This window comes from Marinifilum sp. (assembly GCF_965230805.1).
Classification (GTDB): Bacteria; Bacteroidota; Bacteroidia; order Bacteroidales; family Marinifilaceae; genus Marinifilum.
The window spans coordinates 172,548-193,851 of the sequence record NZ_OZ246019.1; the positions used below are offsets into that span (position 1 = coordinate 172,548).

Below are 21,304 nucleotides of genomic sequence, written 5' to 3' on the forward strand. Positions count from 1 at the left end.
AATCAATTACACAACTTGAAACTTTAACAGGGTACACATCGAAACTTTTGGCTTATAATTGGTACAATATATTCATAATTGATTAAGGTCTTCCCCCCTCAACTCATCTATCAATTGTGTTTCTTTCAAAAACTGAGGCCAATATCTCGAAAGATTTTCGCTCAGCATATAGCGCTCGCACTCTTTAAATTGATCAATTACAGATGTTGGGATTTGCTTCTTTTCTGCCCAATCGTAGAATTTTTGATATTCGGCAACAACTTCCTGCTTTTTTGCTACTGGTAGAATCTTGCTGTTGTAATACAGCGGCCTATCGAGCATATTAATGTAAAGTCCATCAGCTTTAATAATCTGTTCCAATAAGCAAATTCTGTAGAGTTCAGGCAGGTTTTTTATGGATAAAACCGATATGGTGGGGGAAATTACAAAGCGAACGTGCTGTAATGAACGAATAGCATCTCTGTTCTTCTGAAACTGCTGCCAATCGAATCCTTTACGAATGTATTCCCCCAACTTTACATGAGCATCTATACTTGCTAAAATATCCACTTCATAAAAATGTTTCCAGTATTCAAGCACATCATATTCTCCGAATTTAAGAATCGAGAAATTGGTATTGTAGCGCAAACGCATTTGGTTGGCATTGTTCTCTAACAACCAATCCAAAAGCAAATAATGCTCTTTGGTGACCAATGGCTCACCTCCGGCAAAGTAAATTTCTTTAGCTTGTAATAATGCCTGTCCGGTTTCTGCAATAAAGCGATCAAAATCTGTAATATTTTGCATCAAGGCTACATTACCCAAGTTTCGTTTCAGTTGTTTGGCTTCGGAAAACCATGCCGAACTTGCTCCGTGCCAACAGGTTCGACAAGCAAAATTGCAAGCGTTCGAGAAGCGAATGTCAAAGTATAAGGGTAGTTGGTCTTGATTCTCGTTATAGTAACTCCCAAATTTCTCATAGGTTTCTTGTCGAATGCTTTTTCCTCCTGCTTCTTCCAATCTCTTGCAGACACCACACCGATTATCCGCTTCACCTTTTAAGAAATTATTACGAATTTGATTGATGACTTCTCCATTCCAAATTTCATCGAATGATTGCATATTACAATCCCCGTAAGGGATATTGGCTAGGCAACAAGCTTTTACTTTTCCGGTATTTCCTACGTGGTAATGCAGCCAAGGCATTAAGCAGTATGGTTTTTGTTTTAACATGTTAAAATGATTTGAACCACAAACTAAACAAACTTAAAAAAGAGGTACTCATGCACCTCTCTATATTTTAGTAATTGATACTAATCAATTGGCTTTAGTCTGCCATTAAAACTGATAAGGCAATACAGTAAAATTTCGATTTCTCACTCTCGCTTCTCGACATCACAACTACTGGCTTGCTTGTTCCTTGAATTAAACCTCCCAATTCGCCACCTCCAAATAGCATCAATCCTTTGTAGAAAGAGTTGCAAGCCTCCAAGGATGGAAAAATCAAACAATCTGCTTCGCCATTAATTGGAGTTGGAATGCCTTTGATTTCAACCGAAGCCGGATCACAAGCAAGGAATACATCTAAAGGCCCATCAACAATACAGTCTTTGATCTGACCACGATCAGCCATTTTGCAGATGATTGAATCATCAACCGATCCCTGAAAAGTAGGATTAGGTTTCTCGGTAGCCGAAATCAAGGCAACTTTGGGTTTTTCGATACCAAATTTCCTGGCCATTTTCACTGAATAATTTACCATAGCAATCTTCTGATTCAAATCAGGATAAGGCAATACTGCGGTATCTGATACGAACAAAAGCTTGTCATATTTTGGTAAATCCAATGCACACACATAGCTCATTACAGCTTTCGGAGGCAGCAAACCTTTTTCCTTGTTTAAAACTGCTTTCAGGAATTTATCTGTTCCAACCAAGCCTTTCATCACAACATCCGCCTCATCTTCTCGTGCCATTCGCACCGCCTCGGCTGTAGCCTCTACATCATTTAAAATGTGAACAATGGTAAAGATTTCAGGGTTGATTCCTTCGGCTTCGGCTTTCGATCGAATTTCATCCTGATCGCCAATCATTACAGCTTCAACAAAGCCTTCATTTATTGCCTTGGCAATTGCTCCTATTGTATTTGTATCTTGTGCGTAAGCAACAGCAATTTTCTTTTTCTTTCCGCTTTCGCGGAGATGATAGACCATTTGGTCAAGGGAACGAATTGCGCACATGTATTTTGAATTTTTATGAATAGAGACGCACGACTGCGCACCTCTAAGATGAATATATTATTTTGAAGCCACCAAAGCAGCCAATGCAATAGAATACAATTTGGTTTTAACACTATCACCACGTGATGACAGAATTGCCGGACATTTTGCTCCAACAACCATTGCAGCCAATTCGGCATTGGCCAATTTTGTATTTGTTTTATAGAATACGTTACCCGCATCAATATTTGGAAAAACCAAACAGTCGGCATCACCAGCAACTTTTGAATCCAGTTTCTTTATCTCTGCGGATTCTTTATCGATAGCAACATCAATAGCCAAAGGCCCATCAACATAAGCATTTTTAATCTGACCCCGATCAGCCATTTTAGAAATTATTGAAGCATCAACACAAGCTTCCATTTTAGGAAGAACCTGCTCTGAAGCGGCAACCAAGGCTACTTTTGGAGTATTGATATCAAGAGCTCTGGCTACCTTTATTACATAGTTTGTTAAGGCAATTTTTTGGATCAAGTCTGGTTGGGGAATAACTGCCACATCACTACACACCAATAACTTATGGTAGTTAGGATTTTCCATCACTGTTACATGACTCAAAACAGCTTTTGGTGGCATTAAACCAGTTTCTTTATTTAAGATAGCCTTCATATACTTGTCAGTACTTACCAAACCTTTCATGATCATATCCCCTTCACCACTGCGAATTAATTCTACTGCTTTCTGTGCAGCTTTCAACTCAATTGGCTCATGAACAATAATAAATTTGGCAATGTCTATATTGAGCGCTTCGCAAGTTTTCTCAACGGTTTCTTTGTCCCCCACCAATGTTGCTTCAACAATACCTTTTTCTACTGCATTGTTTACGGCTTCAATTGTGTGAGCATCATTGGCATATGCGGCAACCAAGCGCTTTTTTTCATTGTTTTTAAGAACGTCAATAATTTGCTCTAAACGTGTAATCATCTTCTTTGTATGTTTTAGTGTTGTTTTTCGGGAATAAATCTCGGATGATATAGTTGTAAGGCAAAAATATGAAATAATAACGAATCACATTCAAGCCCAAGGATAAAACTTACGATTAACTACAAATATTAGATTTATTATTACAATATGATATTTTAGAAGTAGCAAATGATAAATCAACTTACAATCGTACAATATATATTCTCAGCTGATAACTAACTGCTGAATTTATGCTTTCTTTAATGGAATTGAGAAATAAAAAGAGGTGCCTTTTCCTTTCACACTGCTCACACGAATCTGTCCACCATTCATTTCAACAAACTCTTTGCTCAACAATAAACCAAAACCAGTACCTGTTTCATTTGATGTTCCTTCACTAGTAAGCACTGTGTCAATTTTAAACAGCTGGTTCACTTGATTCTCGGTCATGCCAATCCCCTCATCTTTAACCTGAACAACAGCATAGTCTTCTTTTTGAGTTGCTCGTAATAAAATGGTTTGGTTTGCATATGAATATTTAATCGCATTCGACAATAAGTTTCTAATAATGGTATCAATCATTGCTTTGTCGGCATTCACTTGTAGATCTTTAAAATTCCCTTCAACCCTGACATCTTTTAACGAAGCCAAATTCCTATGCAGCTCAAGATTTGATTGCATTACTTCTGCCAAGTTAAACTCTTCTCTGTTAAGCTTCAAATTTCCTTTTTGAACATTGGCCCATTCCAATAAACTTTCCAGTAGTTTAAAAGTATCATCAGAGCTCTTGTATATCATTTCGGTAAGCTCAATTTTCTCTTTTTCCGATAACATTTCGGCATCATGCAGTAGCATATTCGAGAATCCTCGAATGGCATTAAACGGATTTCTTAAATCATGGCCAATTATCGATAAGAATCTATCTTTCGCCTTATTAGCCATTAACAAATTTTGGTTTGCATCCTGCAACTGAACCGTTCTTTCGGAGACTTGTTTTTCTAACTCGATCATGTACTTTTGGGCTCTTTGCTTACTGTACTCACTCGAAAAATAAACAATCAACAAAATCACAATTAGAGCTGATAGCAAGGTATACCAGCGCAAATACCACACCTGATTAACCCTTAGCGGAATAATTCGATGCTCGCTCCAAGCATAATTTCCCTCATGCTTACAACGAATACACACCTTATAATCCCCAGGTGGCATATCCGATACAATCACTTGGTTTTTATTTGATAATTCTTTCCAATCTGTTATTTTTTTACTTCCCTTAACAATACAATATTGAAATTTATTTTGCTTTTGCGGATAAATTGTTGCTGTAACATCTAACAACAGCATTGATCCGGTATTTACTTCAAGAAATCGATTAGGCTTTATAAATTGTGATTCTTCTTTAGCGATATGAACAATTGGTTTAGGTGTTCTTGGAATAGAATTCTTAATCCGGGCGTAAGCCAATCCATTAGATGTACCCACCCATAAAAATCCATTGTCATCAATCAGTAAGTTACCTATAGTAAACGTTTTGGATGGCAGGCCTTGATCAGAATTGAAAAGAGAGATATCTTCCTTTCGTTTTCGAATAACACCTTTGCTGGTTGTAATCCATATCGAATTATACTGATCAATTTCAATCGCACTAATCTCATTATTACTGTATTCACCCAAATCAACTAATTCAACTTTTGAATCGTAATACTTATACAATCCCACAGAACTAGCTATGAATATTGTATCTTCAATTGATTCAAGGTCACGAACCCAAATATCATTTAGCCCATTAGCTGGTATTTTTTGGTTTATATTCACACATTTATCAGATTCTCTATCATACCTAAACAGATAGGAATGCTTATATTCTCCACCAATATATAAAGTTCCTTTTTTGGTCATACATAAAGACTGTGCAATTTTATACTTGTCAAAATCTTCTATATAACTTTTTTTGGTACCATCCTCCAAGTTAACCTTAAACAACTCTTTATCCGAAACAACCCAAACTGTACCCAAGGATTCAAACTCTATATGAGTAATACTTTGAGAGCCAATTTGTATGCTTTTAAGCAACTCATTTTTTAAATACAACAGTAACTGACCTTGCTCTGTACCAATTAAGGTATACTCGCCATATTGTTTGAAAACATTTAATGATCCTTCAAATGAGATGTCAATATTCTCAATCTGATTTTCCTTTACTATTTTAAACAAATGGCTTCTGCCAGCACACAGTAACCCTCCACAAGGAGTTCTTACCATACTGGCAACATATTCCGCATTGGGTTTTAGAAATTGTGAACTAAAGAATTTCTTTTCCATTACAATAACACCAGTGTTCGTAGAAACCCAGTATTTCCCATAATCATCCTGAAATATATCGTTAATCGTATAATATGGAAATCCTCCAACATGGTAGAATTTATGCTCTTCATTTAATTCTACCTCTACTAATCCCTGAAACCAGGTTCCTGCTAGTACTCTATTCTCGTCTATTTTTTCGAAGCATGAAGCCAAAATATCCTTTGAGATTATTTCGGTATGAACTACTTGCCCTTTAAAATCGAATATTATTTTTTCTATTCCATTTGATGTTCCCAGTAAAAATTCATTGGGTCCGATTTTAAATGAAGAATGAACCAATAAACCAAGTTGGTAATTTGATTCAACAAATGAGTTGGTTTTGGAATCGTAATTATAGAACCACCCTTTTTGCGATACAACAATAAGTTTTCCATTGTCGCATTCCAAAAACTGAAAAGACCTTGCATAAGAACTGGTAAGGTTTCTAGAACTCATTGAATACTTTTCCAACGTACCATTATTTAATCTGTAAATATGATTGAAGTCTGTAATCCAAATCCTTTTTTTACTATCCTCAAAAGCATGCTTTGGATACCTGGGAGCCGATAGATCCGAATTGCATTCTATGATCAATTCAATATTATTAGATTCTAAGGAAGGATCAATATTATAGATCGCATCATCAGATATGGCCAACAATTTTCCGCTACTTAATTTAAGTAATTTCTTAAAGTATCTCGATTTTCCTTCTGGTAGTTGATACAAGTTAAAATTGTCGTTTACTAGAGAGTATACCCCTCCATCAGTAGCAAAATAGTGAATTCCGATAGAATCCTGACAGGTTGATTTTACAAGTTCGTTACTTAGATTATTCTTTTTACTGTGTTCGTGAATCAGGAAATCAGTTCTCTGTGCTAAAGTATTTGCAGCAATAATAAGGAAAAACACCAAAAGAGTACACTTATGTAAATATAGTAGTTTGGTCATAATGCAATTTTAATAAAACCTCATGAAAATGAGCGGTCAACCTTCTTAACGATATAACTATATATTTGTTTCAAAAAATACACCAAAAAAACTATTAATCCAATCAATAGTGCTATTTATATTGAAATTCCAGTCATTTACCATTACAAACCTCTTTCAATTAATCTAGACTTGTTTTATATAAAATTTATTGGCCAGATAAGAATTATTCCTATTATGAACCAATAAGATAATAACCCAGGTTCGATTTAAAATATTTTCACAGTTTGCACTGATTTTGAGTAGAGTCGATCTCAAATTTTCCATGGAACATCGGAATAATTCGATAGTTTATCAAGCAAATTTTGAATAAATCTGACTTTTTATGACATCTATTTTTTATGAAGAATTAAACTCAAAAGGACAAAAGAATGAGATTGATCTTTTGCTAATACTAACGTGAGTTCGACGTAAAATTCTATCCACAGAAAGTTATATTTGCGATAGATTTGCATTAAAAATTTGGAAAGAATAGCGAGCTATTTTGAGGAATTTTTAATGTGAAGATGTCGTAAAGAGAACTTTCCATTATGTGTTTGCCTGCTTTCGGCATAAATTTCCTCAAATCTTCTTGAAATATCCCGATATTCCTTCGAAAATTTGAGAAAATTTCTACTCAAAATCAGTGCAAACTGTGAACGAATTTTACCTCGAACTCACGTTAATACTAGAATATCTGCTTTATTCTAAACAAAAAAAGCCTGGCTATTGACCAGACTTTGAAATATTGTTTATGAATGAATTAATTTAATCCACTTAAAATTCTCTGAGTATCTGAAGCAATTACCAGCTCTTCGTTAGTAGTAACAACCATTGCTGTTACTTTTGATCCTTCTTTAGAGATTAAAGCATCTTTGCCTCTTAAGCCATTGTTTTTTTCTGCATCGAAATCAAGACCTAAATAGCCAAAATCTTTAATAATTTTCTCACGAGAAACTGAATCATTTTCTCCAATACCACCAGTAAACAGCACCAAATCAACACCACCCATCGAAGCTGAATAAGAACCTACAAATCTCTTTACACGGTATGCGAACATATCCAATGCCAATTGAGCTCTTTCATTTCCACCTTCAGCAGCAATTTCAAGATCCCTCATGTCAGAAGAAATTCCTGAAATACCTGCCAAACCTGATTGTTTGTTAATTAACTTATTTGTCTCATCGATAGAAAGATTTTTCTTCTCTGCAATGTAAAGAAGTGCACCTAAATCAAGGTTACCTGTACGAGTCCCCATTAATAGTCCTTCATTTGGAGTAAATCCCATCGAAGTTTCAACTGATTTACCACCATCGATAGCACAAACAGAAGCACCATTTCCTAAATGACAGCTAACAATTTTCTTGTCGCTAATGTTCCATCCCAAGAATTCACAAGCTTTGTTTGCAACATACTTGTGGCTTGTTCCGTGAAAACCATATTTGCGAACTCTATATTTATCGTAGCATTCGTATGGTAAGCCATACATAAATGCTTCGGCAGGAAGAGTTTGGTGGAATGATGTATCGAATACTGCAACTTGCGGTAAACCTGGAAGTAATTTTTCCATGGAAAGGATTCCTTCAAGGTTAGCTGGGTTATGAAGCGGAGCCAATTCACAACAAGCTGCAATGTTTTCTTTAGCTTTTTCGTCGATTAATGCACTGTCTTTAAAAAACTCACCACCATGAGCTACACGGTGACCTGCCGCATTAATTTCTTTTAGATCAGAAATAACACCATACTCCGGATTCACCAAAGCTTTAAGAACCAAATCAATACCTACGCTATGATTAGGAATATCCTGCACCAACTCAAATTTATCTTTTTCTTCCGGCTTGTGAGTCAATACTCCTTCTTTTAAACCAATTCTCTCTACAAGACCTTTTGCCAACAATGTAGCTTCTTCACCCATATTCAACAACTGATACTTTAAAGAAGAGCTACCACAATTAAAAACTAGAACGTTCATTTGATTTTGTTTATTTTTTAGTTTGGATTTTATTTACTTGAGTTGATATCATTTACATCCCTGCGGCTTGGTTTGCAGTAATGGCAACAAGATTTACAATATCGCTTACCGAGCAACCTCTCGATAAATCGTTGATTGGAGCTGCCATACCTTGAAGAACAGGACCAATTGCTTCGGCACCGGCCAAACGTTGTACCAATTTGTATCCGATGTTACCCACTTCGAGGCTTGGGAAAACCAGCACATTTGCTTTTCCTGCCACATCGCTACCTGGAGCTTTCTTCGCACCAATCGCTTCCACAATGGCAGCATCAGCTTGCATTTCACCATCAATTTGGAATTCAGGAGCCATTTCTTTAGCCAAACGAGTAGCCTCTGTAACTTTATCAACCATTTCGTGTTTTGCTGATCCCATAGTAGAGAAGCTCAACATGGCAACACGTGGTTCCATCTCGGCAATAGCCTTAGTTGTTTTAGCTGTAGCAACAGCAATTTCAGCCAACTCGCTCGCTGTTGGATTCGGATGCACAGCGCAATCGGCAAACACCATCATTCCATCATCCCCATAATTTTTATCTTTCAAAATCATGATGAAAGCACCAGAAACCACAGAAATACCTGGCATGGTTTTAACAATTTGGAAAGCCGGACGCAACACATCTCCAGTTGCATTCTGAGCTCCTGCTACTTCTCCGTCAGCATCACCAGCCTTAATCATTAAAGTTGCCAAGTAAAGAGGATCTTGAACTAATTCCATAGCCTGCTCCATGGTCATCCCTTTTTTCTTTCTCAGTTCAACCAAAATTTCAGCATATGCTTCCATTTTTTCGTGATTTTTAGGATCAATGATAATTGCCTTATCCATATTTTTTAACCCTAAACGATCAGCTTCTCCTTTAATTGTTTCTGGAGTACCTACCAAAATAATTTGAGCGATACCTTCCTCTAATAAGATATCTGCAGCTTGTAAAGTTCTTTCTTCTGTTCCTTCAGGAAGAACAATTCTCTTGTTGTGTAGTTTGGCGTTTTTCTTAATCTTTTGCAATAAGTCCATTGTAGGTCAATATATTAATCAGTTTTGTAATCTCGACATTGCAAATTTAGGAATAAAACGTAAACTTTAGATTTCTAAAATCATAATTTTAATCACATTTTGCGCTTATTATTTAATAAATATTCATTCTTGATAAGGGCATGTTCAAAAATAAAAATGTAACTTCAATTTTGGAGGTTTTCACCTGCTCAATGAACTCTTAAAACTTGCTTATTTACTATGAAAATCGATAATTTTTCTAAGCGATTTGATCAATTGCAAAAACAAATTTCCGGAGAAGTTTTTACAGATCATACCAGTAGAATTTTATATGCTACAGATGCTTCGGCTTATAAAGTAATGCCATTGGCTGTTGTTTATCCTAAAAATGAGAATGATATCAGCACACTTATAAAATTTGCCAATAAAGAATCTCTTTCATTAATCCCAAGAGCAGCAGGAACATCTTTGGCAGGACAAGTTGTTGGGAACGGAATTGTTGTAGATGTATCAAAACATTTTACCAAAATATTAGAATTAAATGTCGAAGAAAAATGGGTTAGGGTACAAGCTGGAGTCGTATTAGATGAACTGAATTATAACCTTAAGAAATTTGATCTGTTCTTTGGCCCCGAAACTTCAACATCAAGTCGATGTATGATGGGCGGTATGCTTGGGAATAACTCTTGTGGCTCCCATTCTATAATATATGGAAGTACCCGGGATCACACCATAGAAGTTTCTACCATATTAAGTGATGGAAGTAAAGCTGTATTCAAAGACCTTAACAAAGATGAGTTTGAACAAAAATGTGCCGGCTCCAATTTAGAATCTAAACTATATAATAAAGTACATTCCATTCTTTCAAATAAAGAAAATCAGAAAAGCATTCGAAAAGAATACCCCGATCCTAAAATAAAAAGACGCAATACAGGTTATGCTATTGATCTTTTGCTGGAATCTAATTTGTATACCAAAGGTGGTAACAATTTTAACTTTAGCAAGCTGTTGGCTGGCTCGGAGGGAACTTTGGCTTTTACCACCGAAATAAAGTTGAATCTGGTATCTGCTCCTCCTAAAGAAAAAGCACTTATTTGTGCGCATTTCGAAAGCTTAGAAGAGGCTATTCATGGAAATTTAATTGCTCTTAAATACAAACCTGGTGCAGTAGAATTAATGGATGATCAAATTCTAAAGCTTACCGAAGGAAACATTCTACAAGCTAAAAACAGATTTTTCCTTAAAGGAAATCCAGGAGCTTTGCTGATTATAGAATTTGCACGGGAAACAAGGGATGAAATAGAAAAGATTGCGAATAAAATGGAAGATGATTTCAGAACCAGTGCACTGGGATATCATTATCCTTTGGTTACAGGTGTCGAAAACATTGCAAGAGTTTGGGATTTAAGGAAATCGGCTCTCGGCGTTCTCTCCAATATGGCAGGCGATGCCAAACCCGTTTCTCTTATCGAGGATACTTCGGTAATGCCAGAGGTTTTATATGAATACATTGCTGAATTTAAACAGCTGATGAAAAAACACGATATTAGCTGTGTATTTCATGCTCATATTGGTAGTGGAGAAATTCACCTGCGACCAGTATTAAACCTTAAAGACCAAAGCGATCGGGAAAAATTCCATGCCATTGGCCTGGATTCAGCAAAACTTGTAAAGAAGTACAAAGGATCTTTAAGTGGAGAGCATGGTGATGGTAGATTGAGAGGTGAATTTATTCCTGTAATGATTGGTGAAAAAAATTATGAACTTCTCAGGGAAATTAAGCACTGCTGGGATCCATACAACATTTTCAATCCTGGAAAAATTGTTGATACGCCTAAAATGAATACTCATTTGCGCTATGAAGCAAATCAGGAAACCAAAGAAATAAACACTTATTTCGATTTCTCGGCCGATATGGGAATTGTTCGTGCAGCAGAACGTTGCAATGGTTCTGGCGATTGCAGGAACACGCATCTAACAGGAAATGCCATGTGTCCTAGCTATCAAGCCAGCTTAAATGAAAATCTAAGTACACGAGCCAGGGCAAATCTTTTTAGAGAATTCATAAGCTATTCTGAGCAGAAAAATCCATTCAATCACAAAGAATTGTACGATATTTTAGATTTGTGTCTTTCCTGCAAAGCCTGTAAATCGGAATGTCCTTCGAATGTTGACATGACGAAGCTGAAAGCAGAATTCCTGCAACACTATTACGATTCGAATCCTGTTCCCTTAAGAAGTAGATTGATTGCTAATATCAGTGCCATAAATAAATTGGGCAGTTATGCTCCTTCCCTTTTTAATTTTGTAAATCAACATCCCTTACTTGGTAAATGGGTCAAAAAGAATTTGGGCTTTGCAGAAGAGAGAAGTATCCCAAAGTTGCATAAAACAAGCTTAAAAAAGTGGTATTCCAATGCAGACAATACCGAAGCCAAAAGAAAAGTGTATCTGTTTGCAGATGAATTTACCGATTATAACGATACACCCATAGGAATCAAAGCCATTGAGTTGCTTCATAAACTAGGGTATGATGTGATTATACCCAAGCACAGCGAAAGCGGCAGAACTTACCTATCGAAAGGATTGGTGAAAAAGGCTAAATTCCTTGCCATTAAAAATGTAAATCTTTTGCAAGATATCATTAGCGATGAAACACCTTTAATTGGGATCGAACCGTCTGCCATTCTTACTTTCAGAGATGAATACATCGATTTGGTTCCCGAAAGCATGCGCAAATCGGCAAAACAATTGGCTCGTCATGTATTTATGATTGAAGAGTTTTTGCACAATGAGATGAAAAAAGGAAACATCAATCAAAATCAATTCACCACAGATACCAAAGAGATCAAATTCCATGCTCATTGCTACCAAAAATCATTGGCCTCTTCACTTCCTGTTAAAGAGATTTTAAGTTTTCCGGTAAACTACACCGTGGAAGAGATCAAGTCGGGTTGCTGCGGTATGGCTGGCTCATTTGGCTACGAAAAAGAACATTACGACTTAAGCAAAAAGGTAGGTGAGTTAATTCTACTACCAGAAGTTCGTAAAACACCTCAATCTGTATTACTAGCAGCTTCAGGAACATCCTGTCGTCATCAAATTAAAGATGAAACAGAGCGTGAAGCACAACATCCTATTGAGATTTTATGGGAGGCTTTAAGAAGGTAACTTCTTCCTCAATTGGAATCATTGTTCCAAACTATTTAGAAAGGGTATTCCATAGTCTTTGGAAAGATGGGTCCAAATTACCTAAGCTGCCCCAATAAGTCTGACATAGTAATCACCTGTGCAAACTCTCCGTGCAAACTAGCCAAAGCGGTGTCATGAATGAGTTGTGCCGGATATTTTTCTCCATTTACACCTATTTTATCGAAGGTGGCTATGGCATCTTCGATTAAATAGGTTTCGAAACCCAGGTTGCCTGCCATTCGGGTTGTGGTTGAAATGCAATGATCGGTGGTTAAACCAACAATCACCAATTTTGTGATTCCCTTTTCTTCGAGTTGGTTTTTTAAATCGGTGCCAATAAAAGCAGAATTTACATTCTTCTGAATGATGGGTTCATTTTCGATTGGTTTTGTTAATTCAATAAACTCATGTCCAGGCATATTAGGTTCTAAAGGTGAACCTTTGGTAGTGGAACAATGCTGAATATGATACAGAGGTAATTTTTTATCGCGCCAAGCTTTTAGAATTATTGAAGCATTCTGTTCTGCTTCCAGATTGTTTCTTCCTCCACCCCAGTACGCAATATCTTCGAATCCTTTTTGAAGATCGATTAATAACAATGCTGTTTTATGGTCTACTTTCATATTTCCCTAATTTAGAGCAATATCGTAAGATTCTTCGAAAACAGCCAATTCATGCCTACAAGCTTCAATAAAAACTTCTTTCATTTGTTCTTGATATTGAGAATTTGCAGAACTGCGTTCCACAAGTTCGATAAATTTATGAGTGTAGTATTGGTACTCATCCCCGGCATAGGTATCTATAAATTTCTGATAAGGATTATTGCCAATGTTCTTATGAATAATGCTATCCGCCACAGCGCCATACATCCAAAAACAAGGCAGCAATGCGGCATATGCTATTTCAAGAGGAGAATTTTTCGCATGATTCACCAAGAAATTAGAATAATCGGCGAAAGCCTTGGATTGCATTTTTGCTTCTTGCAAATTGAAATGCTGTAGGTATTCATTTCTTAATACAAATTCCACTTCTAAGCCATCTTTTTCGAGACTTTTAAAGTAGTCTCTGTAAGTATCATTTTTACTTCTTTTAGCTAACATTCCAAGGGCTTCGGCATCCTTATTCAAATAAAGAATATCCTGAGTTAAATAATGTGCAAAACTTTCTTTGGCTAAAGTACCTGCCGATAATTCAGTAACAAATCGGCAAGAAACTAATTGTTGATATACTGGAAAAGCAGATTCCCAAAGTTCCCTTGTAAATTTTCCTATAGCTTGCATGTTTCCGAAAGCTGGTAAAAGTGATTTACAGGTCCGTGCCCTTCTCCTATCTCGTAATCGGCTCCTGTAACAATTGCTTTACTGATATAGTTTTTGGCCTTTTTAGCAGATTCCTGAAGATTGTATCCTTGCGAAAGAAAGGCAGCAAATGCCGATGACAGAGTACATCCGGTTCCATGGGTATTTTTAGTTGATAAACGATTTGATTTCATCTCTATGCTTTCCTGTTTTTCGAAATCGTAAAACACATCAATCAACTCATCTTCATTCAAATGTCCTGCCTTAAGCAATACCGAAACCTTGTATTGATCCGCCAACTCGGCAGCACATTCAAACACATCTTCCTGTGTTGGGATTTGTCGGCCCAATAGAATTTCCGCTTCAGGAATGTTTGGAGTTATTACCTTCACCATTGGTATTAACACCTCTTTTAATGTTGTAATGGCCTCATCCAACAATAACTTATCGCCTGAGGTAGCTACCATTACAGGATCAAGAACCACATTTTCGATTTGATATTTTTTTAAAGCATCAGCCACCACATGAATGGTTTCCGAAGAATGCAACATTCCAATTTTTATGGCATCGGCTCCAATATCACTCAAAACTGCATCAATTTGCTCTGCCAATATTTGATTGGGAACCGCATGCACATTGCTTACGCCCACTGTATTTTGTACTGTTATTGCAGTGATGGCAGTAGCTGCATAAGAACCACATGCCGAAATGGCTTTAATATCTGCCTGTATTCCTGCACCACCACCCGAATCGCTTCCCGCAATGCTAAGTACTTTATTGTATTTCATTCTTTTATTTTTTATCAATTGACTTCGGTAAGAAAAAATGCTATTGAAAACAAATTGTTTAATATGAGGGTGTTCACACTTAGGCTGTGAGACTATCTCATACTTAAACTCCCATTTCTTCCAACATCTTATTAATTTTACGTAGAACTCACGTTAATTTAAACCGGCCACGTTTCCCTTTTGTAAGCACTATCCCAAAACATCCACTCCATTTTAGATGCTTTAACAAAAGAATTCCACATTTTCTTTCTTTTTTCAATGGAAGTATGAACTGCCAGATCATCACAAATTTCAATGGCCTTTTCAACTGCATGAGCAAACTCTTCACCTCCGTAGGTATCAATCCAATTTTGGTATGGATTGTCTTTTTTATCCTGATTTTCCAGAATATAATCTCCCACTTTTTTGTAGATCCAAAAGCAAGGCAAAACAGCTGCTACGGCTTCTTCAAGCGAGGCAGTAGCCAATTGCTTGTGAATAAATGAGGTGTACAACAAACAAGAAGGCGATACATTGCCATTTTGGTTTTGATCTTTCAGATAAAACTGATGCAGGGCTTGTTCTACTGCCACAGTATCATTTGCGAATGTCAGAAAATCTTTCCTTTTGGCAGAATTTTCCAGTTTAACCGCTATTCCAGCCAAGACCTTTCCAAACTCGGCCAGGTAAAGCGAGTCCTGGGTCAAATAAAATTTAAATTTTTCTTTGTCGAGCTCGCCACTCATCAGTTCAATAATAAAAGGATGCTCTAATATATGTGTATAAATTCCTTCAATCCTTCTCCATGCCTCTTCAGACCATTTCATGTATCCGTTGCTTTATGTGATAAACTCATATTAACGATTTGCTTTAGTTTATTTGCCGCTTTGCAAGGGTCTGGTGAACAAACAATTGCCGAAACCACAGCAATTCCATCGGCTCCAGCCTTAATCAGATCAGCTGCATTTTCCGAATTAATTCCACCAATAGCCACTGCCGCATGCTTCGAAAAGCTCATAATTTCCTTCACCCCCTCTAATTCCAATGGTTTGGCGATATCATTTTTGGTTTGGGTTGAAAATACCGGCGATAATCCAATGTAATCTACATCAAGTTGGTTTGCCTCTTTAGCTTGTTCAGTACTCTCAACCGAAAGTCCAATAATTTTGTTTGGTCCTAAAATCTTACGAGCCACATGATACGGCAAATCGCTCTGACCAATGTGCAAGCCATCGGCATCAACTGCTAAAGCAATGTCTAATCTATCATTAATAATTAAAGGCACTTTATATTTTTCAAGCACCTTTTTAATGGAAGCCGCCAATTGGTAAAAATCTTTCGAGCATGCCTCTTTTTCGCGAATTTGAACCATGCTAACACCTCCTTTTACTGCTTCCTCAACAACATCTTCAAGCGCTTTATCCTTAGCCAGCTCCTTATCTGTTACCAGATATAAACTCAAATCTTTCCTATTCATTCTGCAATACAAATGCTTGTTCAATTTCCACTTCGCTTAGGTGATACAAACAATCCAGGAAATGCATTTGCATGCTGCCGGGTCCGTTTGCTTTTGCCTTGGCCAATTCACCAGTAATTCCCATTACCATCATGCCATTTACTGCAGCCTCGAACAAGTTCGAATTGGTTGCTACAAAAGCTCCCAACAAAGCAGTTGAGGTACACCCCATTCCTGTTATTTTTTCCATCATCGAAGATCCAAAAGTCACTTTTTCCAAACGATTTCCATCTGTGATATAGTCTACTTCTCCACTAACAACAACAATACACTCGTGCAATTGAGCCAAATATTTGGCTGAATCGATTGCCGAATTAGTAGAAACAATACTATCAACTCCCTTGGTTATCATTTCCTGATTAACCAAAGCCATAATTTCAGATGCATTTCCTCTAATAATTTCGGGATTGCAATTGTTAATTATTCTGGTTGCTATTTGGCTGCGGTAAGCCGTAGCTCCTGCACCAACCGGATCGAACACAATGGGAATCTTTTTTTCGTTGGCTCGCAGACCGGCAATAATCATGGATTCCACCCATTCTTTTGATAGAGTTCCCATATTTATTACCAATGCCGAAGCAATGCCAACCATATCCTTAACCTCTTCCTGAGCATGAGCCATAACCGGCGATGCACCAATGGCAAGAAGTGCATTTGCTGTATTATTCATTACCACATAATTTGTGATATTGTGCACCAAAGGTGAATGTGCTTTAATTGCTTTCAGGTTTTCTGTAATGATTTTTGGAGTCATAATGTTTAATTTTTCACTGCACAAATCGCCACATAATCACCACAATCATATCCTTCAATTGGTTCTTCGGCCACATGATTTGAATAAAGAGGATGCTTAGTAAGAGTTTGTGCAAATTGCAGATTCTTAAAGTTAGCACTTTTTATCATTTCAATTTTCTCGGAAGTGGTTCTCCACTTTGCAACTTTCACCAATTCTATTGGGTAAGGATCGCGAGGATGAACACCACCTAACAATTCATGATCCCAAGTACCAACAGCTTTGGCCAAATTATAAAGAACACCATACGAACTTTCTTTAGGAACATCTATCATTACAATTTTACCCCCCGGGCGTAAAGCCTTATAAGCTTTATCAACAGCCTTTTGTAAATCGGTAATATAACTAGGTGTACCGTTAAACAGAATTGTATCAAAATTCTCCTCTCCCAACTCCATCTCTTCGGCTGTGGTGATTTCAACATTTAAACCTCGCTCCTTCGCAATAGCAGCCATTCCTTCCGATGGTTCAATACCATTCTTAATACGAATGCCAAATTCATTGCCCAGAATGCTTTCGAATAATCCACTTCCACAACCTACCGAAAAAACTTCTCCCGCGTTTTTCAAGAAATGCGCCACCAATTTTACTTCCGAATAAAGAACATTTTCATTCTCTAAAAACCACGCATCATAATCCGATGCATACTGATTAAATTTTGATCCCATTTTATACTCTTATTTTAATTACCGCATGCATTATCAGTAAACAAAAAACCGTTTCACCAAAGCGAAACGGCTGTATCTATACGGTAAACTATACATTAGATAAATCGTTTCCCTACGCTACTATTATGCAGATCAGGTAAAGGGTTAAATCTCAGCCCGAATAGATTACTCAAGCACCCCTAACGTTTTGGCAAAGGTAAAATTATTTTACAAAAATTCTTCTATTTATTGTAATAAGCCCGAATAAAATATCTATCAGGATCTTTATCTATTCGTTTGTTGTATTGAGCATTCTCATACAACTCAGCAGTAATATTTAACGTGAGTTCGACGTAAAATTACCATGTTTGGATTTTCAATCCAACACAGGTTTATATTTAAAATAGGACAAAACTCGATTGACAATGGCATATTAAAATTCTCTAGGAGCGTTGATCGAAAGGAAAAAGGTCTTTTGAATTTAAAAACGCACATTGATCGACTGACAATGCCAAAATTAAATTCAAAATGGCCATTGTTCAAGTGACAATGGCCATTTTAAAATTCATACAGACATTGTTTAAGTGACAATCCGCTTTTTTAAGTTCAAAAACCGTTTTTCTCAAAAGTCAAAGCCCTAAAAGTTTTAAAAGCCCTTTTTCCTTTCGAACAATGGCCCTAGGGAATTTCATAGGGCCTTGTCTTTTGAACAATGCGCCTAGAGAATTTCATAGGGCATTGTCTTTTGAACAATGCTCCTAGAGAATTTCATAGGGCGTTGTCTTTTGAACAATGCCCCTAGGGAATTTCATAGGGCATTGTCTTTTGAACAATGCCCCTAGAGAATTTCATAGGGCATTGTCTTTTGAACAACGCCCCTAGAGAATTTCATAAGGCGGTTGCCTTTTGAACAATGCGCCTAGAGAATTTCATAGGGCATTGTCTTTTGAACAACGCTCCTAGAGAATTTCATAGGGCATTGTCTTTTGAACAACGCGCCTAGGGAATTTCATAGGGCATTGTCTTTTGAACAATGCCCCTAGAGAATTTCATAGAGCCTTGTCTTTTGAACAATGGCCCTAGGGAATTTCATAAGGCATTGTCTTTTGAACAATGGCCCTAGGGAATTTCATAGGGCATTGTCTTTTGAACAATGCCCCTAGGGAATTTCATAGGGCATTGTCTTTTGAACAATGCGCCTAGGGAATTTCTACAGTCATTTTCTCTGACAATGCTTTTTTGTTCTGTTTTCAATTGCCATACGGTTGCAAATCATCCAGACCTAAAGGTATGATATGTTTATTTTGATGCATCAAAATGGCATTGATCCGTGTTCAACAAACCCAATGCGAATTGTTACCTGTTGAATCGTGATAATATTGATTATAATTCTTAGATTTGGAATCGTGAATCAAAAAAAAGTGCACAATACATACCAATATGGCGTGTATTGTGCACCTTTTTACTCTGAGATAAGAAAAATAAGTGCACCAGTGCACAAATTAATAGTTAGCGGTCATTCTAATATAAACACATTAAAAATGAACAGACAGAAAATGAAATATTTAAAAAATTTAATCATTATAGGCATTTTATTTACCTTGACAAGTTGCGCTAACAAAACAACTGACAAAATCATAGACAACAGGCACCATCAATTACTTGAGCAAAAGGACTATTTTAAACTTCGTGAGCTTTTAGAAAGTAATGAAGATAAACTCACAGAAGATAGACTATTATATTATAAGGCTTTTGTTACAAATGCTTTTGGAGAAAAAAAACAGTCGAATGAACACATCAATGGTTTATTGGAGAAGTATAAAAATGAATTTAACGACTCGACACTAATAAGCCTATTGGACTTAAAAGCATCCAATTACTTGTATAACTATGATTACAAGCAAGCATCAGACATTTATGCAAAAATACTTAATGACTATCCAAACGTGTTAGACAGTGCGGAGGCACCCAATTACAAGAATGTGAAAAATCTCTTCGAGACGTTTTCAAACGTAAAGCCACAAATTATACACAAAAAAAATTGGGTAAAAATAGCTTCTTACAGAAACAAATTCAATCACATAATGACACCCGTTAAATCAAATGGTGTTTCCGAAGACTTTATTTTTGATACAGGAGCGAACTTATCAACCATTGCAGAAAGTCAGGCTAAGAAAATGAACTTAACCTTATTTGAGCAAAATATTGACGTTGGTTCCTCTACTAAAATTAATGTTCAATCAAAATTAGCAGTTGCCGACAGTTTCTATGTTGGTGATATTCTTTTTGAAAATGTGGTGTTTTTAGTTATGCCAGACGACCAGCTTACTTTTCCTAAAGTTAACTATCAGATACACGGCATTATTGGTTTTCCTGTTATTCATCAATTAGAGGAAGTTCATTTGCATAAAAATGGAAATATAACTGTTCCAAAATCCCCAAAAGAAAAAAAACTAACAAATATGGTTATAGAAGGACTTTATCCAGTTGTGAAAGTAATCTCTGACAATGACACTTTACTTTTCACTTTCGACACAGGTGCAAAAAAATCAGAACTTTCTTTTAAATATTTCAATGAACATAAAGACGAAATAGAAAATCGAGGAGAATTACAAACAATTGAAAGAGGTGGCGCTGGCGGACAAACAACAGTTAAAGAATATTTGCTCAAGAACTTTCCAATGGAAATTGGCACAAAAAAGACAACACTAACAGAGATTCCTGTAACGCTTGAAGAATATAATTTTAACAAATATTTTGACGGTAATTTAGGCCAAGATGTTTTTACTCAATTCAATACATTAATCATTAACTTCAAATATATGTATGTTGACTTTGAGTAGAAAAGAAGAACGAACCGCTAATCGAGTAGATGGCCAGTGAGCTAACAGCCCACTGGTACACCTCTCACACCACCGTACGTACGGGTCTCGTATACGGCGGTTCGTTAGGTATCAGTGTCATCGCTCTTTACACCAACAACACCTTTGCCCGATTTTAGAATAAGGCTAGACTCAAATAAATGAGAGCTTCCTTATTGAATTTAAGACAACCTAACGTTCAGCCCTTCGCTACTTTGTGAGACCTCCACAGTTTCTATTTGTGGCTCATTTCCCGTAACTACTATGGCTTCTGCTGACTTCTTGTCATAACCAACTCGTGGTTGACAAGATCTCCCCTGGTAAGAGCATTTTCCTTCCTCCAATTCCTGCCTGATCTACTACTTTGGTGTTTCTCTAAAAAAGAGTTAGGACGTCGACATGATGTGCTGCCTTATCCAACCTCATAGCCTCATATCAGGTTCCTGTTCGTCAGTACCGGATTTTGTAGTCTCGCTTCCTTCAGTGCATACCTCACGGTAAACCACCTTGCGACTTACTAATGCTTCCCAGAGTCACCTCGGCACATAAGGGACTTGCACCCTCTGGAAAATTAACATACTTATTGTTAGCTCGTTTGATCAAATATTTGCATATTTAAACTTTTTCAAGAGCTTACAAATAAGTGTGCTCTTGCTCATGCAGGGCACACATCGAGTAGATGGCCAGTGAGCTAACAGCCCACTGGTACACCTCTCACACCACCGTACGTACGGGTCTCGTATACGGCGGTTCGTT

General features: G+C 36.8%; 15 protein-coding genes and 1 riboswitch. Of the genes, 2 read left to right on the forward strand and 13 right to left on the reverse strand.

Annotated elements, in window-relative coordinates; genetic code table 11:
- Nucleotides 1-72 precede the first annotated feature (72 nt).
- The 6 genes from ACO05S_RS00650 to pta form a co-directional block, all read right to left on the reverse strand.
- Nucleotides 73-1,212 (reverse strand): twitch domain-containing radical SAM protein, encoded by a 1,140-nt coding sequence (locus ACO05S_RS00650; protein ID WP_421919622.1) that lies wholly within the window; start codon nucleotides 1,210-1,212, stop codon nucleotides 73-75.
- 94 nt (nucleotides 1,213-1,306) lie between these two features.
- A complete protein-coding gene (locus ACO05S_RS00655) occupies nucleotides 1,307-2,218 on the reverse strand; it encodes a phosphate acyltransferase (protein ID WP_421919623.1) in 912 nt (303 codons plus the stop codon).
- A 57-nt stretch (nucleotides 2,219-2,275) separates the two neighbouring features.
- Nucleotides 2,276-3,181 (reverse strand): phosphate acyltransferase, encoded by a 906-nt coding sequence (locus ACO05S_RS00660; protein WP_421919624.1) that lies wholly within the window; start codon nucleotides 3,179-3,181, stop codon nucleotides 2,276-2,278.
- Between the two features lie 228 nt (nucleotides 3,182-3,409).
- Nucleotides 3,410-6,451, reverse strand: a complete 3,042-nt coding sequence (locus ACO05S_RS00665; RefSeq protein WP_421919625.1) for a sensor histidine kinase — start codon at nucleotides 6,449-6,451, stop codon at nucleotides 3,410-3,412.
- A gap of 781 nt (nucleotides 6,452-7,232) precedes the next feature.
- On the reverse strand, nucleotides 7,233-8,441 hold the full coding sequence (locus tag ACO05S_RS00670) for an acetate/propionate family kinase (protein ID WP_421919626.1): 1,209 nt from the start codon (nucleotides 8,439-8,441) through the stop codon (nucleotides 7,233-7,235).
- Nucleotides 8,442-8,493: 52 nt separating this feature from the next.
- Nucleotides 8,494-9,495, reverse strand: a complete 1,002-nt coding sequence (gene pta, locus ACO05S_RS00675) for a phosphate acetyltransferase (protein WP_421919627.1) — start codon at nucleotides 9,493-9,495, stop codon at nucleotides 8,494-8,496.
- A gap of 219 nt (nucleotides 9,496-9,714) precedes the next feature.
- On the opposite strand from pta, the gene ACO05S_RS00680 reads away from it, so the two are divergent.
- Entirely contained in the window at nucleotides 9,715-12,645 is a 2,931-nt protein-coding gene (locus ACO05S_RS00680; protein WP_421919628.1) for an FAD-binding and (Fe-S)-binding domain-containing protein, read from the forward strand.
- Between the two features lie 77 nt (nucleotides 12,646-12,722).
- Here the strand turns inward: ACO05S_RS00680 and ACO05S_RS00685 are convergent, their stop codons facing one another.
- The 7 genes from ACO05S_RS00685 to ACO05S_RS00715 form a co-directional block, all read right to left on the reverse strand.
- Complete coding sequence (locus ACO05S_RS00685; RefSeq protein WP_421919629.1) at nucleotides 12,723-13,289, reverse strand: cysteine hydrolase family protein; 567 nt, start codon at nucleotides 13,287-13,289, stop codon at nucleotides 12,723-12,725.
- Nucleotides 13,290-13,295: 6 nt separating this feature from the next.
- A complete protein-coding gene (locus ACO05S_RS00690; protein ID WP_421919630.1) occupies nucleotides 13,296-13,946 on the reverse strand; it encodes a TenA family protein in 651 nt (216 codons plus the stop codon).
- A complete protein-coding gene (thiD, locus tag ACO05S_RS00695) occupies nucleotides 13,934-14,752 on the reverse strand; it encodes a bifunctional hydroxymethylpyrimidine kinase/phosphomethylpyrimidine kinase (RefSeq protein WP_421919631.1) in 819 nt (272 codons plus the stop codon). The genes ACO05S_RS00690 and thiD overlap by 13 nt, the downstream gene beginning before the upstream one ends.
- Before the next feature lie 158 nt (nucleotides 14,753-14,910).
- A complete protein-coding gene (tenA, locus tag ACO05S_RS00700; RefSeq protein WP_421919632.1) occupies nucleotides 14,911-15,558 on the reverse strand; it encodes a thiaminase II in 648 nt (215 codons plus the stop codon).
- Complete coding sequence (gene thiE, locus ACO05S_RS00705) at nucleotides 15,555-16,208, reverse strand: thiamine phosphate synthase (protein WP_421919633.1); 654 nt, start codon at nucleotides 16,206-16,208, stop codon at nucleotides 15,555-15,557. The genes tenA and thiE overlap by 4 nt, the downstream gene beginning before the upstream one ends.
- Nucleotides 16,201-17,001 carry a hydroxyethylthiazole kinase gene (thiM, locus tag ACO05S_RS00710; RefSeq protein WP_421919634.1) on the reverse strand — a complete coding sequence of 267 codons (801 nt, stop codon included), beginning with the start codon at nucleotides 16,999-17,001 and terminating at the stop codon, nucleotides 16,201-16,203. The genes thiE and thiM overlap by 8 nt, the downstream gene beginning before the upstream one ends.
- A 5-nt stretch (nucleotides 17,002-17,006) precedes the next feature.
- Nucleotides 17,007-17,708: a class I SAM-dependent DNA methyltransferase gene (locus ACO05S_RS00715; RefSeq protein ID WP_421919635.1), complete on the reverse strand. Its 702-nt coding sequence runs from the start codon at nucleotides 17,706-17,708 to the stop codon at nucleotides 17,007-17,009.
- 92 nt (nucleotides 17,709-17,800) lie between these two features.
- Nucleotides 17,801-17,899, reverse strand: a riboswitch (TPP riboswitch).
- Nucleotides 17,900-19,228: 1,329 nt separating this feature from the next.
- Between ACO05S_RS00715 and ACO05S_RS00720 the strand changes: the two genes are divergently transcribed.
- Nucleotides 19,229-20,530 carry a retropepsin-like aspartic protease family protein gene (locus tag ACO05S_RS00720; protein WP_421919636.1) on the forward strand — a complete coding sequence of 434 codons (1,302 nt, stop codon included), beginning with the start codon at nucleotides 19,229-19,231 and terminating at the stop codon, nucleotides 20,528-20,530.
- Nucleotides 20,531-21,304: the final 774 nt, after the last annotated feature.